This window comes from Nonomuraea sp. NPDC050383 (assembly GCF_044459125.1).
Taxonomy (GTDB): Bacteria; Actinomycetota; Actinomycetes; order Streptosporangiales; family Streptosporangiaceae; genus Nonomuraea.
Genome location: NZ_JBITIP010000009.1, coordinates 164,542 through 178,568, shown reverse-complemented (window position 1 = coordinate 178,568; position 14,027 = coordinate 164,542). Strand labels below are relative to the sequence as shown.

11 protein-coding genes and 1 pseudogene are annotated in these 14,027 nt (G+C 70.5%); 6 read left to right on the top strand and 6 right to left on the bottom strand.

The window, feature by feature from the left end; genetic code table 11:
- Window positions 1-82 precede the first annotated feature (82 nt).
- Both ACIBG4_RS23470 and ACIBG4_RS23465 read left to right on the top strand, forming a co-directional pair.
- Complete coding sequence (locus ACIBG4_RS23470; RefSeq protein ID WP_310710508.1) at window positions 83-1,339, top strand: glucarate dehydratase family protein; 1,257 nt, start codon at window positions 83-85, stop codon at window positions 1,337-1,339.
- Window positions 1,340-1,444: 105 nt separating this feature from the next.
- Window positions 1,445-2,731 (top strand): hypothetical protein, encoded by a 1,287-nt coding sequence (locus ACIBG4_RS23465; RefSeq protein WP_397203598.1) that lies wholly within the window; start codon window positions 1,445-1,447, stop codon window positions 2,729-2,731.
- Window positions 2,732-2,940: 209 nt separating this feature from the next.
- Here the strand turns inward: ACIBG4_RS23465 and ACIBG4_RS23460 are convergent, their stop codons facing one another.
- On the bottom strand, window positions 2,941-3,582 hold the full coding sequence (locus tag ACIBG4_RS23460) for a response regulator (protein ID WP_397203597.1): 642 nt from the start codon (window positions 3,580-3,582) through the stop codon (window positions 2,941-2,943).
- Complete coding sequence (locus tag ACIBG4_RS23455; protein WP_397203596.1) at window positions 3,579-5,126, bottom strand: histidine kinase; 1,548 nt, start codon at window positions 5,124-5,126, stop codon at window positions 3,579-3,581. Before ACIBG4_RS23455 ends, ACIBG4_RS23460 begins: the two co-directional genes overlap by 4 nt.
- A gap of 112 nt (window positions 5,127-5,238) precedes the next feature.
- Between ACIBG4_RS23455 and ACIBG4_RS23450 the strand changes: the two are divergent.
- The 3 genes and pseudogenes from ACIBG4_RS23450 to ACIBG4_RS23440 all read left to right on the top strand — a co-directional run.
- Window positions 5,239-5,928 (top strand): annotated as a pseudogene (locus ACIBG4_RS23450) (ABC transporter ATP-binding protein); the annotation flags it as partial.
- A gap of 26 nt (window positions 5,929-5,954) precedes the next feature.
- Window positions 5,955-6,719: an ABC transporter permease subunit gene (locus ACIBG4_RS23445; RefSeq protein ID WP_397203595.1), complete on the top strand. Its 765-nt coding sequence runs from the start codon at window positions 5,955-5,957 to the stop codon at window positions 6,717-6,719.
- Between the two features lie 72 nt (window positions 6,720-6,791).
- Window positions 6,792-7,568, top strand: coding sequence for an ABC transporter permease subunit (locus ACIBG4_RS23440; RefSeq protein ID WP_397203594.1), 777 nt, complete (start codon window positions 6,792-6,794; stop codon window positions 7,566-7,568).
- 383 nt (window positions 7,569-7,951) lie between these two features.
- Here the strand turns inward: ACIBG4_RS23440 and ACIBG4_RS23435 are convergent, their stop codons facing one another.
- Complete coding sequence (locus ACIBG4_RS23435; RefSeq protein ID WP_397203593.1) at window positions 7,952-9,487, bottom strand: purine-cytosine permease family protein; 1,536 nt, start codon at window positions 9,485-9,487, stop codon at window positions 7,952-7,954.
- A 104-nt stretch (window positions 9,488-9,591) separates the two neighbouring features.
- Between ACIBG4_RS23435 and ACIBG4_RS23430 the strand changes: the two genes are divergently transcribed.
- On the top strand, window positions 9,592-11,145 hold the full coding sequence (locus ACIBG4_RS23430; RefSeq protein ID WP_397203592.1) for a PucR family transcriptional regulator: 1,554 nt from the start codon (window positions 9,592-9,594) through the stop codon (window positions 11,143-11,145).
- Between the two features lie 16 nt (window positions 11,146-11,161).
- On the opposite strand, the gene ACIBG4_RS23425 is transcribed toward ACIBG4_RS23430, so the two are convergent.
- The 3 genes from ACIBG4_RS23425 to ACIBG4_RS23415 all read right to left on the bottom strand — a co-directional run bounded on the left by ACIBG4_RS23425 (window position 11,162) and on the right by ACIBG4_RS23415 (window position 13,957).
- Complete coding sequence (locus ACIBG4_RS23425; protein ID WP_397203591.1) at window positions 11,162-12,028, bottom strand: polysaccharide deacetylase; 867 nt, start codon at window positions 12,026-12,028, stop codon at window positions 11,162-11,164.
- A 28-nt stretch (window positions 12,029-12,056) separates the two neighbouring features.
- Window positions 12,057-13,184, bottom strand: a complete 1,128-nt coding sequence (locus ACIBG4_RS23420) for an alkene reductase (RefSeq protein WP_397203590.1) — start codon at window positions 13,182-13,184, stop codon at window positions 12,057-12,059.
- Window positions 13,185-13,450: 266 nt separating this feature from the next.
- The gene (locus ACIBG4_RS23415; protein ID WP_397203589.1) at window positions 13,451-13,957 is read right to left on the bottom strand and encodes a GNAT family N-acetyltransferase; all 507 of its coding nucleotides are present in this window, start codon (window positions 13,955-13,957) and stop codon (window positions 13,451-13,453) included.
- Window positions 13,958-14,027: the final 70 nt, after the last annotated feature.

Genomic DNA, 14,027 nt, shown 5'->3' with positions numbered 1-14,027 from the left:
ACACTCTCTGAGGTCGATTCTTACAGTTGCGGCACCTGTCCACAAATCTGGCAGTTGTTCACATATATGGACGGCGGCATTTATGCTCATCCGGGATGTCCAGGTCACGCCCGTCGCGTTCCGCGACCCGCCCCTCCTCAACGCCGCCGGCGTCCACGAGCCGTGGGCCCTGCGGACCGTCGTCGAGGTCGTCACCGACGAGGGCCTGAGCGGGCTGGGAGAGACGTACGGAGACCTCGCTCACCTCACCAAGGTACGTGAGTGCGCCGAGGCGATCGTCGGGCTGGACGTGCACGCCGCCCACGAGATGTACGCCCGGATCGCCTCCGTCGTCGGCGACGTGGTCAGCGACCTGCACGGGCTGACCGGGGTCTCCACCAAGGAGAAGAGCGTCGACCGGGTGTTCGCGGCGTTCGAGGTGGCCTGCCTGGACATCCGCGGCAAGGCTGCCGGGGTGCCCGTCGTGGACCTGCTCGGCGGGCGTGTGCGCGACGCCGTACCGTACAGCGCCTACCTGTTCTACAAGTGGGCCGGCCACCCCGGCGCCGAGCCCGACCGCTTCGGCGAGGCGCTCGACCCGGCCGGGATCGTCGCGCAGGCGGCGCTGCTCATCAAGGAGTACGGCTTCACCTCCATCAAGCTCAAGGGCGGCGTCATGCCGCCCGAGGAGGAGGTGGCGGCCATCGAGGCGCTGCATGCGGCCTTCCCCGACCTGCCGCTCCGCCTCGACCCGAACACCGCCTGGACCGTGGAGACCTCCATCCGCGTCGGCCGCGCCCTGGAGGGCAAGCTCCAGTACCTGGAGGACCCCACTCCGGACATCTCCGGCATGGCGGCGGTCGCTCCCGAGGTGCCCATGCCGCTGGCCACCAACATGTGCGTCGTCACCCCGGAGCACCTGCCGCCCGCCATCGCGCAGGGCGCCGTCAAGGTGCTCCTCCTCGACCACCACTACTGGGGCGGGCTGGTGCGCTCCTCGCAGATCGCCGCGCTGTGCGGCACGTTCGGGCTGGAGCTGTCCATGCACTCCAACTCCCACCTCGGCATCAGCCTGGCCGCCATGACCCACCTGGCCGCCGCCACCCCGAACCTCACCTACGCCTGCGACACGCACACGCCGTGGCAGGACGGCCAGGACGTGGTCGCGCCCGGCAGCCTGCGCTTCACCGACGGGGCGGTCCCCGTGCCTTCCGGCCCCGGCCTGGGCGTCGAGCTCGACCGCGACGCCCTGGCCGTGATGCACGAGCAGTACCTGAAGTGCGGGATCACCTTCCGCGACGACCAGGGGTACATGAGGCGCTTCGAGCCTGCCTTCACCACGAGGAAAGCATCCTGGTGAACGCCTTTGCCGGCAAGCTCCTCCCGCCCGGTGGGGTCGCCCCATGAACGCCCGCCCCCGCCACACGGACGACGTCCCCCCGAACACCCACCCCGCAGACTCCCCTTGCCGGAAACCCACCTCGGCCACCAGGAGCAGCTCCTGATGAACGTCGCCTACGCCTACCCCTGGGACATCGTCGGTGACCCGGCGGCGCCGGAGCGGCTGGCCGCGCTGGGCGTCGAGGCCGTCGCGCTGGCCGCCAGCTACCACGCCACCCGCGCCGCCACGCCGTATCACCCGGCCCACCGCGTCCTCGACGTGCCGCACGCCGCGTTCTACCTGCCCGTACGGCCCTCCGCGTGGGGCCGCCTGGTGCCGAAGTCACCGTCGTGGACGACACCCGACGCCTACCTCCAGGCCGGCGACGCCCTACGCGCCGCGGGTCTGAAGGTCCACGCCTGGACCGTCCTCACGCACAACTCCGTCCTCGGTCGTGAGCACCCCGACCTGGTGGTGCGCAACGCCTTCGGCGACCCGTACCCGCACGCGCTCTGCCCGGCCTTCGACGACGTCGTGGACTACTGCGAGCGGCTGGTCCGGGAGATCCTCACGGTGGGACGGCCGGACGCGCTGATCCTGGAGTCGTGCGGGCCGATGGGGTTCGGCCACCAGAGCATCCACGAGAAGACCGCGGGGGCCGACTGGGACCCGGTGGACAGCGACCTGCTGTCGCTCTGCTTCTGCCGCGCCTGCGCCGACCGCTACCCGGCCGGCACACGCGACCATGTGAAGGCCGCCATCGACCGCTACCCGGCAGGCACACGCGACCACGTGGCCGCCATCGACCGCTACCCGGCAGACACACGCGACCACGTGGCCGCCGTCGACCACTCCCCCGCCCCCGGAACGCGTGCCCCCCAGACGTCGACCGCGAGCACCCCCACCTTCACCTGCGTGGAGGAGGCCCTCGGGACCCTGGCGGACGAGGTGCGGGCCGTGCGCGTCGACCTGTCGGCCTCGCTCCGGCGCACTCTCGTCGCGGCGGCCCGGGACACGGCCCCGGACGTCCCGATCACCATCCACGCCAACCCGGACCCGTGGGCCACGGCCGCCTTCGCCGCCCTCCCCGAGGGTGAGCCGGGAGCGGACGTGCTGGTGGCCAACTGCTGGGGCGACCCGGCCACGGACACGGCCCGCCTCGCCCGTCTCGTCGAACTGTGCCGCCCCGGCCAGCGCGTCGGGGCCTACGTCCTCGGCCTCCCCCCACGCCCGGCCGACCCGGAGGCCCAGGCGGACCTCCTCCGGGCCTACGCCAAGGCGGGAGCATCGGAGTTCCACCTGTACCACGCGGGCCTGGCCTCCCCCCACCGCCTGTCGGCCATACAGCAAGCCCTCCGCCTGATCAGCTGACTCCCCAGCAGGCCCTTGCCCGTAGGCGAGCGTTCCGGCCCGGACCGGTACACAGGGCCGGCGCGGCCGCCAGATCGCAGGGCCGCCTCCTGATGCCGTCCCGCCTCCACGACCCACGACCCACGACCCACCACCCACCACCCACGCGAGAATGCCCGCATGGCCTCGCTGCCCCGGCCTGATGTCGTGTCAGATCGTCCCCCTGGCTGTCAGCCCACCGACCCCACCAGCCCGCTCTCGTACGCCGCGATGACGAGCTGAGCACGGTCCCGGGCCCTCAGTTTGGCCAGGAGGCGCGTGATGTGGGTCTTGACCGTCGCCAGGGTCACGTGCAGATGACCGGCGATCTCAGCATTGGAAAGCCCCCGGGCGATGAGCACGAGGACGTCCCGCTCCCGCTCGGTCAGGCCGTCCAGCCCCTTGGGCCGCGCCGAGACCGGAGTCCGGGTGAACTCATCGATCAGGCGGCGCGTCACGGACGGCGCCAGCAACGCCTCGCCCCCGGCCACCACCCGGATGGCCGCCACCAGGTCCGCCGGCGGCGTGTCCTTGAGCAGGAACCCGCTGGCTCCTGCCCGAAGCGCGTCGTACACGTACGCATCGAGATCGAACATGGTCACGATCAAAATGCGGGAAGCGTCACCGATGCGCCTGGTGGCCTCGATGCCGTCCATCTCCGGCATGCGAACATCCATCAGCACCACGTCGGGACGCTGCTCCAGCGTGACAGCCACCGCCTCGGCCCCCGTGGCGGCCTCCCCGACCACGGTCAGATCCGGCTCCGAATCGACCAGCACCCGGAAACTCCCCCTGAGCAATGCCTGATCATCGGCCACGACGACCCGGATCACGCAGCACTCCCGTAGGGCAATGTCGCCAGCACGCGGAATCCTCCACCGGGAAGCGCCCCGGCTTCGAAGGCCCCGCCGAACATCATCACGCGCTCCCGCATCCCGATCAGTCCGTGCCCGGCACCTTCCATCGCCACCTCACCGCGGACCAGCCCCCAACCGCCAGGTCTACTCCCGGGCCCACGTCCTGCGGCGCCGTCGTTCGTCACCTCGATCCGTACCTTGCTGGAGTCGGCGACCACAGACACCCAGCAACGTGCCGGCCCCGAGTGCTTGGCGACATTGGTGAGCGCCTCCTGCACGATGCGATACGCCGACAACTCCACCCCTTCGGGCAGCCACCTCTCCACGGAACCCCGGCCACGGCTGCCGGCCTCCTCCCACCGCTCCTGCCGCCCGTCCGGTGCGGAACCCTTGGCCTCGGAACCCTTGGCCCTCGACCCGCCAGGCGCCTCAGCCGCGTCCTTCCGAGCCCGGTCCGGCCTCTCCTCTTCTGCGCCTGCCCGGCTCTCTTCCGCTCCCACGCGTACCGGATCCTCTTCTACGTGTACCAGCCGAGACGCCGGGCGCCCTTCCCCTGGCGCCGGATCTCGTCCCCCTGACGCCGGATGCCTGCCTCCCGGGGCCGGGTGCTCCCTCATGGATCCCCAAGGGCCGCTCCCCGCCGCGACATCGGACTCCTGCGCGGGCGTGATGCGCATGTCCAGCTCGACCTCCACCCCCGCGAGGCGGGCGCGTTCCGCCAGCCCCCGAATCCCGGCAAGCCCGGGGAGGGGCCCCATGTCCACATCATCGTTGGAACGGAGAATCCCCAGGAGATGCCGCATCTCGACCATCGCGCTGCGGCTGACCGTCTCGATCACCCGCAAGGCGTCGTGTGCCTCTTCCGGCTTGGTTCGCATGACATGGTTGGCCACGCCCGCCTTCACCGCGATCAGTCCCACACTGTGCGTGACCACGTCGTGCAGCTCTCGTGCGATCCGCAGCCGTTCCTCCGTCACCTTCTGTTCGGCAAGGCGCTCGGCGTCGCGCGCCGCGTAGATTCTGCGCTCCCGCACGGCACGCCCGACCGTCCAGGAGCCTCCCAGGGCCGCGATGCCGAGCAGCGGCACGTCGAGACGCGTCACCCAGAGGGGCCCGCTGGGATGTGGAGCTCCCCCCATCGCGACCAGCCCCACCAGCGTGATCAAGGTCAGCACGGCGATCGCCATGGTGGGCGCCGGCGCTCCCCGGTCGTCGGTGAGCGCCACGATGTACAGCGCGTAAGCGGGCGCGACGTAGGCGATGCTCACCAATCCCAGCACCACGGCGGCGACGGACACCGCCAGCACGAGGCAGAAGACCGGCACGGGCCACACGCGCCGCAGGGCGAGCGGCAGCCCGAGGCCGAACGAGACGCTGAGCCAGCCCCACCAGGGCACGTCGAAGACCGGCGGCGGCGCCGTCAGGAACAGGAGCGAGAAGCAGACCCCGGCCAGCAGGTCGAGCATGACCAGCTGGCCTCGGCTGAGGCGCCTGGCGAAGAGGGGGTTCGGCTCGTGCACGCCTAGAAGGTAGCCAACGTGCCGGGGTCCGCACGTCAACCCAGGGTCTGACATCAAGGTTCGGACCGTGGTCCGATGTGCCGGCGACCCGCCGTACCCCATCCTCGACGACGTGATCCAACTCAACCACCTGACCAAGCGCTACGGTGGCACGCTCGCGGTGGACGACCTGTCCTTCACCGTCGAGCCCGGCCATGTGACCGGCTTCCTCGGGCCCAACGGAGCCGGGAAGTCGACGACGATGCGTCTGATTCTCGGCCTGGACGCCCCCACCTCGGGCGAGGCCCTGGTCAACGGCCGGCCCTACGCGACCTTGCACAGGCCGATGACGCAGGTGGGCGCGCTGCTGGACGCCGGTGCGGTGCACGGCGGCCGCACCGCCTACCATCATCTGCTCTGCCTGGCCCGCACCAACGACATAGGTGAACAGCGGGTGGCCGAGGTCCTCGACCTGGTCGGCCTGGCCGGTGTGGCCCGCCAACGTGTGCGCGGGTTCTCCCTGGGCATGAAGCAGCGGCTCGGGATCGCGACGGCGCTCCTGGGCGACCCACGCGTCCTGATGTTCGACGAACCGGTCAACGGCCTCGATCCCGACGGTGTGCGCTGGATCCGCGATCTCATGCGCTCGCTTGCCGCGGAGGGCCGCACCGTCCTGCTGTCCAGCCATCTGATGAGCGAGATGGCGTTGACGGCGGACCGCATCGTCATCGTGGGCCGTGGCAAGCTGATCGCCGAGGCCACGGTCCAGGAGCTCACCACCCGTCATCCGACGCTCGAAGACGCCTACCTCGCGCTCACGGCCGGCAGTGTGCAGTTCGGAGCCGCGCGATGAGATCCGTCGTCTCCTCGGAGTGGCTGAAGCTCCGCTCCGTCGCCTCCACCTCCTACGCGCTCGGGGTGGCCGGCCTCATGGTGCTGCTCGGCGTGGTGTGGAGCGTCTACGTGAGCGGCCTGGCGGACGAGCGCGGCTCCCTTCGGGCGGCGGCCCCGGAGGAGGGGTTCCTTCCCCTGGTGCAGATCAGCCTCGCCGTCATCGGGGTGCTCGCCATCACGGCGGAGCACGCCACCGGCATGATCCGTACGAGCCTCACAGTCGTACCCAGACGAGGTGTCCTGCTGTTCGCCAAGGCGGCGGTGGTCACGGTCGTGACGTTCGCGGCGGCGAGCGCGATCATCATGACCACGTACGCGGCGAGCAGGGTGATAGCGGGCGACCGGCGGCTGGGCTTCAACGAGTCCTCGCTCGCCGCGGACGTGCCGACGCTGCTGGCCTCCGTGCTGTCGGTGACCGTGCTGGCGATCGTGGGGCTCGGTCTCGGCGCCGCCATCCGCTCCACCGCCGGGGCGCTGGTGTCGGTGGTCTCGCTGCTGTTCGTGCTGCCAGGCATCGCCAATTACCTACCAGCCCCCTGGAATACCAGGATCGCCGCCTTCATGCTGCCCAACCTGACGCCGCAGCTCACCGGCGAGCGGCTCTCCAGCCGGCTGGGCGACGGGATCCTGCCGCCCTGGGCCGCCCTGCTGGCTCTGCTCGCCTATGCCGCGGTGGCGCTCGGGGCGGGCCTGCACATGCTCGGCAGGCGGGATGCATGACGAGCCGTCACGCCTCAGCCGGCACCGGTCCCCTCAACCATCACCACGCGAACGCTCCCGGAGACATGTCCCATGAACGTGCTCAGCTCCGAATGGCTGAAGCTCCGCTCGGTCCGCTCCACCGGACTCCTGCTGGTGCTCAGCCTCGGCTCCATCCTGCTAGGCGTCGCGATCGCCTGGATGGCGGCCGGCATGTACGACGACGCCGCTCCCGCCAAGCGCGCGACGGCCTCGATCGCGGAGCTTGAGGAGGTCACGATCATCGTGCCGCAGCTCTGCATGGGCATCCTCGGCGTGCTGGCCATCACTTCCGAATACGCGACCGGCATGATCAGGACCAGTCTCACCGTCACACCGAAGCGCTGGCCCGTGCTCGCGGCGAAGGCCGCCGTCGTGGGCGCCCTCGGCCTGCTGACCGGCAGCGTGACGGTATTCACCACGTACTTCCTGGCGCGCCGGCTGATCGGCGACCGCTTCTCCGGCGCCTACCTGACACCATTCGTCGACAGACTTCCTACGCTGTTCGCGACGGGCCTCACCGTCTGCGTGTTCGCCCTGCTCGGTCTCGGTCTGGGGGCGTTGACGCGGTCAACGGCCGGGGCCGTGGCCGTCCTCGTGGGACTCGTGTACGTCGTCCCGATCATCGTCGGCAAGCTTCCCTCCCCGTGGAAGGACTGGCTCGGCTCCGTGATGATCAGCGCCCTGCCTCGGGAGATCAGCGGGGTGCCCTTCAAGAGCTCCGTGTACGGCGCGAGTCTTTCTCCCGCCGCGGCGGTCGCCGTTCTCGCGGCATACGCACTCTTACCCGTGCTGGCGGGCACTTGGCTCCTACGCCACCGAGACATCTGACCGCCACCCGGGCCAGGACACCTGTTCCCGAGCGGGCCAGAACGCCTGTTCCTGTCCGGGCCAGGACACCTGCTCCCGCCCGGGCGAGGGCACCTGCTCCCGACCGAGCCAGGACACCCGCTCCCGCCCGAGCCAGGACATCCGCCCCCGTTCTGGCCGGCCCCGCCACCCGCTTGCGTGACCGTGCCGCCCGCTCCCACTCGCCGAGGACCATCCCCTGGCCGGTGACCGTCTCGGCTTGCTCGAACTCACGCGCCCATCTCCGCCCCATGCCAGCTGCCCGGTCAGCGTGAAGCGCAGATGCCGGGCAGGGCGAGGAAGGTGCAGAACCAGATAGGCACCTGTAGGGCCAGGCCGATGACCGGCCCAACCTGCGTGGTGGGTCAGCCGATTCGCTTTCGGGCCCTCTGCGGCGTACGCCCGGCGGCCCGCCCGGTGGTCTGGCCGGTGGCCCGCCCGGTGACCTGCCCGGCGGCCCGCCCCGTGGCCTGGCCGGTGGCGGAAGCACGGGCCGTCCGGGTGCTCAGGAGCCAGTAGAGCCCGCCCGCCACCAGGCTGCCCGACAGCCATGAGAAGTCCGTGCCGTTCGTGGCCAGTGCTATGGGGCCCTGCGTGGCAGGGGTCAGGCCGTACTGCCAGCTCCACGCCGCGACCAGACCGATGCCCAGGCTGATCAGAGCGTTCCGGTTGACCAACCCGTACAACGACGGCGAGGAGCCGCTGAGCGAGGATTCAGACGGCTCGCCGTCGTAGAGCGCGGGCACGTCCACCCGGCCCCTGCGCAGCACGAAGAAGTCGATGAGCACGATGCTCGCCCACGGGCTGATCCAGACCAGGATCGACGCCATCCACTGATCGAAGGCGTGGGCGAAGCTGTCGGCCTGGACGAACACGGCCAACACCACCGATGCGACGAGGCCAGCGATGAGAGTGATCTTCCACCGGGCGATCCTGATGCCGACCGACAGCGCCGCCAGCGAGCACGAGTAGAGATTGAGGATGTTGGTGGCCACCGGGCCATGCATGATCAGCAGAAGTACAGGGATGGCCATCACCCCGAAGGCGCTCGTCACCAGGCTGGACGGATCGGCGCCGCCACCTCCGCCGGCCAGGTAGGCGCCGAGCGCTGCCAGCCACACGGTCGGCACGTACATGCCGAGGGCCGTGGACCAGAACACCTTACGGTCGGACACACCGACCCGGATGAACCTGCTGTAGTCGGCGGAGTAGGGCAGCCAGCTGATCCCCCAGCCGATGCCGATCGCGGTGAGGAGTTGAGTCACGGCGGTGAGCTTGGAACCGCCCGCCGCCGCGGTGCCGGCCCCCCACTGGGGATGGACCTGTGCCACCGCGAGCACGGTCATGACCGCCATGAGCAGGACGGTCGCGGGGACGGTGTACTTCTCGAAGGTGCGGATGGCGTAGAAGCCGAAGAGCGCCAGGCCGAGCTGCACCACCATGATGAGACCGGCCACCAGGTACTTCAATGTGGTCCCGCCGTGCACGCCCATCTGGGCCAGGATCGCCATCACCAGGTCGAGCACGACCCAGGTGTTGACCCCGACCCAGCCCATCGCCAGCAGGCCCTGGACCAGCCCCGGGATGATCGCTCCGCGCCGGCCGAAGACCGCTCGCCCCAACACCATCTGGTTCACGCCGGTCCGGTGCCCCATCACGTTGAACAGGCCGAACACGGCACAGCCGACGAGGTTGCCGAGGGCGATCACGGCCACGGTCTCCAGCAGGGTGAGGCCCAGGCTGATCCCGAGAGCGCCGAGCACCCAGTTGATCGGGGCGATGTTGGCCCCCGACCAGATCCAGAACTGTTGCCACGGGGTCGAGTCGCGTGCCGCCGCGGGGATCGGCTCGATGCCGTGGGCGTCGAAGCGGACCGCCTCTGATTGATCGATGGTCGTCATGGGCTTCTCCTTGTGTGACTAGCCCCACACAACCACTCACTCAACACAGAGGAGTAGTGGACGAATCTCTAGCAATATCCAAGATCACTGTCTATATTCACAGGATGCTCACCCTCGAAGGACTCGTCGGCAATGCGGCGCTGGAGCTGCGGATCTTGGAGCCCGGCCCGCCCGGTGCCCTGCAGAATCCGGTGACATGGGTGCACAACACCGAGCTGCCTGACCCGTCCCCGTACATCCGGGAAAAGGAGCTGGTGCTGACCAACGGCCTGTGGGACGGACAGGTGAGCCCGGGTGAATTCGTGGCGAACGTCAAGCGCGCCAAGGCGGCCGGGATCGTGTTCGGGCTGCGTGCCCAGCAGCCGCGCACCCCGCCTGGGCTCATAGCCGCGTGCCGGGCAGCGGACCTGCCTCTGCTGGAGATCTCGCAGGCGGTCCCGTTCACCGCGATCTCCCAGGCGGTCTCCGCGACGTACGCCGACCAGCGTCAGCAGGAAGTGATCGGCATGGTGCGCCGGGGCGACGCGCTGGCCACGGCCATCTCCCGCGGCGCGGGCGCGTCGGGAGTGCTGCGCGTGCTCACTCGCGACCATGATCTGCCGCTGGCGGTGGTGGACCGGATGGGCCGGCCGCTGGCGGCGTCCGGCACCGACCTGGACACCGCGCAGTTGCAGATCGTGGCGGCGGGGCTCGCCCGCCGCCCGCCCGCGCTGGAGCTGGACCTGGGCGGCGGGCACGCCGCGCTGTTCCCCGTAGGCGCGCTCGGCGATGCCGATGCGGCGCTCATCTGCCTGCGGCCGCTGGCCGAGCTGTCCGCCGCCGAGCGCGACGCGCTGGAGCAGGCCGCCAGGTTCCTCAGTCTGGAGGTGGCCAGGCAGCAGGCGGTACAGGCGATCGAGATGCGCTTCGCCGGCGAGTTGCTGGAGATGGTGCTGTCCGGCGGGCACCGGGCGCCGGAGGTGGCGAGCCGGTTGCGAGCCTTCGGGGTGGACCCCACAGGCGCGCTGGCGGTCTGCACGCTGGCCTTCGCCGACGACGCCGCCACCGAGCACGGCCTGGCCGAAGTGGTCGGCGAGTTCTTCGCGGCCCAGGGCGTTCCCGCCGTCGTCGCCGGCGGCACGAACGACGTGGTGGCCCTGCTCACCTGGCGGCAGCCCGAAGACGAGCTGCCCGTCCTGGCAGAACGCCTGGTCGAGAGCACGGCGCAGAGATTTCCCGGGCGGCGTCCCGTGGCCGGTCTCGGCAGCGTCGCCGCGTATGCGGGCGACCTGCGGCGGACGTTGCTCCAGTCGCGCGAGGCCTGCCGGGTGCTGCGCCGCACGTCCGGCGGCCCGGCCGTGCGGAGATTCAGCGAGCTGGGCACGCACCGGCTGCTGCTCGGCCTGGTGGATCCGGCCACGCTGAGCGCCTCCGCGCACGACCTGCTCGCCCCGGTCCGCGCGTACGACGCGCAACGCCGCAGCGACCTGGAGCCGACGCTGCGGGCGTTCCTCGACCATGACGGGCAGTGGGCGGCCACGGCCGCCGCCCTCCACGTCCACGTCAACACCTTGCGCAACCGGCTGGCCCGCGTCACCGAGCTGACCGGCAGGGACGTCGGCCGCATCGAGGACCTCGTGGACCTGTTCCTCGCCCTGACCATCGACGCGATGGAATGAGTGGCGCGTGACAGCCTCAGAGGGGATAGACGTCGGGGTCCACGACGGGGGCCTGTGACCGGCGGACCGGCAGATCCGGGTCGGTCAGCGCGGCGGCGGCCACGTCACGGCATCGGGCGAAGCGCACGTCGCCGCATTCCAGCGCGTACTCGATGAGCCGGCGCAGAGCCATCGCCCGGCCCGGCCGGCCCGACAGGAACGGGTGCACGCAGAGGTTGAACAGGCACCGGTAGTGGCGCATCCCGTCGAGCTCCGCCCGCCACAGCTCCAGCACCTTCTGCGGCGACTCGATGACCGAGCCGACGTGCGGCGCGGGCAGAAATGCGTACTGCTCCCAGTCGTCGAGCGACCAGTGGACGGGCAGCTCCACCACGTCACCCGACATCGTGGGGACGCGGTAGGGACGGTCGTCGCCCATGAGCGAGGAGTCGTAGCGCAGGCCGTACTCGGCGACCAGCTCGGCGGTCTGCCAGGTGGCCTCCCACAGCGCGGCCCGGTGCCCGGCGATCTCGATGCCCTGGTCGGCGAAGACCTCCATGCCGCGTTCGAAGTCGGCGCGTTCCTCCTCCGGCGTCATCGAGGTGGGCGGCCGGTGGCTGTAGGAGTGGTGCGCCACCTCGTGCCCGCGTTCGGCGATCGACTGTGCCAGCGCCGGACGGTGCTCGGCCACCCATCCCGGCACGAAGAAGGTGGCCGGCACTTCCAGCTCGTCCAGTATGCCGAGGATGCGCGGCAGCCCGACGTCCGGACCGTACGCCTGGTGTGACATGGTGCTGGCATGCCGGGCATAGTCGCGTCCCCCGGCGAGGATCGGCGTCTCCGCGTCGACGTCGAAGGTCAGCGTGACGACGGCCGCGGCGCCGCCGTGCCAGTTCTCGCTCATGATGCCGTTCCAGGTGCTCCGGTGGGTGTCAGACGGCGACGCGTGCGGAGGCCTGCCGCCATTGGGCGGCGTTGGCCAGCGTGGCCATCGGCTGCAGCATCATATGGTCGAACGCCTCCAGCGGCCGATCCCCGGTCACGCGTCGCGGCAGGTCGGAGTTGGCCAGCGCGCCCCGGCCGATGGACACCAGGTCGGCGTGACCGTCCCGCAGCACCTGCGCGGCCTGTGACAGCTCGTGCATGCCGCCGTTGGCGATGACGGGCAGGCCCGTCGCCAGGCGGGCGAGCCCGGTGATCGTCGTGTCGCCATCCAGCCGCGCCGTCTCGATCCAGTCGCGTCCCTCGCTGGCGATGTGCAGGTACGTCGCACCGGCCTCGGCGAGCGCCGTGAAGATGATCCGAGCGTCGTACGCGCCACCGGGCCAGCGGTAGACGAAGTCGTTGACCTTGGTCTGCGACAGTCGCACCCCGACGCAGAACTCCGGGCCGACCTCGGCGCGGATGGCGGCGACCACCTCCGCGGCCAGCCGCACCCGGTTGGCGACCGGACCGCCGTAGGAGTCGTCTCGGGTGTTGGTGTACGCGGTGAGGAACTGGTCCAGCAGGTAGCCGTTGGCCCCGTGGACCTCGACGCCGTCGAATCCGGCGTCGAGGGCCCGTACGGCGGAGTCGGCGAAGCCGCGTACCGCCACGTCGATGTCGTCCTGGGTCATCGCCCTGGGCGTCGGCCACGGCCCGTGCCCGCCGTACTCGGGCATCTTCTCGCCCAGGGGCGGCACCTCGGAGGGGCCCGCGGTGTCGTCGCGGTGCCGGTTGCCCTGGGACAGCGCGCCGGCGTGCATGAGCTGCAGCACGGCACGTGACCCGGCGGCGTGCACGCGCTCGGTGACGGCGCGCCAGGCCCCGGCGTGGACGTCCGACGCGATGCCGGGCTGGTTGAGGTAGCCCTGGCTGTAGACCGTGTCGGTGTAGGTGCCCTCGGTGATCACCAGGCCGAAGCCGCCCTCGGCGTACGCGGCGTAGTAGTCGGCCATCTCGGCGGTCGGCGTGCCGTCGGGAGCGGCGGAGACCCTGGTCATCGGGGCGACCGCGAACCGGTTGGCCAGGTCGAGGCCGCCGAGCCGTACGGGGAGGGACGCAGGATGTTCGATGGTCATGTCAGATTCCCTTCTGAGGTGGCTCGGCCGCCGTCAAGATCGGTCCCGCTGACCGGCGGCCACCCGCACCGCAAGCCCCGTGGGGGCGGCACGATGGTCCGCCCTTCGGAGGTCATGGTTTCCACGCCGACAAGACAACCATCCGCCCACGGGGCCACGCCATGGACACTCGAACAGCAATCAGCGCAGTAACTGGAGGAATCTCCACGGGACACGCCTTCCGCGTTGACGCCTCTGCCGGCCGGCGACCGTCTCCTCCACGCCCCCTAGAGAGCGGAAGTCCGGATCAGCACGCGGGTCGTGCCGCCGTCGTCCTCCTCGATGTCCCGGACGTGCCGGAAACCGATCTTCTCCAGGACGGCCAGAGACACCAGGTTCTCGGCGGCCACGGTGGCGAAGACCTCCGCCAGCCCGAGGGTCTCGAAGCCGTACGCGACGATCGCCTCCGCCAGCTCGGTTCCCAGGCCGGACCCCCAGGCCGCCGGCGCCAGCGCGTAGATGATCTCGTGCCCTCCGACGGCGTCGGTCGGCTTGATCTCGGCATGCCCGACATGCACCCCGTCCCGCCGGACCGCCCAGACGTCGAACAGGTCTCGCGCGTAGACCTTCGTGAAGACGCGTCCGAACAGCGCCCGGTCCTCCTCCTCAGGAGAAGGACCCTCCCCCATCCACCGCGACACCCTCTCGTCCTGGAACAGAGCGACGAAGCTTTCCTCGTCCTCAGGAACGTACGGCTCCAGAACCAGCCGTTTCGTGTACAGAGTCGGCGTCACAGCCGACGACGCTACTCACGGCCTGTTCGTCCGGGCAAGCGACTTTCGGGGGCGTGGAAGGCGGCTTCGC

Excerpts from the sequence above, each read along its gene's own strand:
- ACIBG4_RS23470 (WP_310710508.1), top strand. The coding sequence starts at position 83 with ATGCTCATCCGGGATGTCCAGGTCACGCCCGTCGCGTTCCGCGACCCG.
- ACIBG4_RS23445 (WP_397203595.1), top strand. The coding sequence starts at position 5,955 with ATGAGATCCGTCGTCTCCTCGGAGTGGCTGAAGCTCCGCTCCGTCGCC.
- ACIBG4_RS23440 (WP_397203594.1), top strand. The coding sequence starts at position 6,792 with ATGAACGTGCTCAGCTCCGAATGGCTGAAGCTCCGCTCGGTCCGCTCC.
- ACIBG4_RS23435 (WP_397203593.1), bottom strand. The coding sequence starts at position 9,487 with ATGACGACCATCGATCAATCAGAGGCGGTCCGCTTCGACGCCCACGGC.
- ACIBG4_RS23430 (WP_397203592.1), top strand. The coding sequence starts at position 9,592 with ATGCTCACCCTCGAAGGACTCGTCGGCAATGCGGCGCTGGAGCTGCGG.
- ACIBG4_RS23425 (WP_397203591.1), bottom strand. The coding sequence starts at position 12,028 with ATGAGCGAGAACTGGCACGGCGGCGCCGCGGCCGTCGTCACGCTGACC.
- ACIBG4_RS23420 (WP_397203590.1), bottom strand. The coding sequence starts at position 13,184 with ATGACCATCGAACATCCTGCGTCCCTCCCCGTACGGCTCGGCGGCCTC.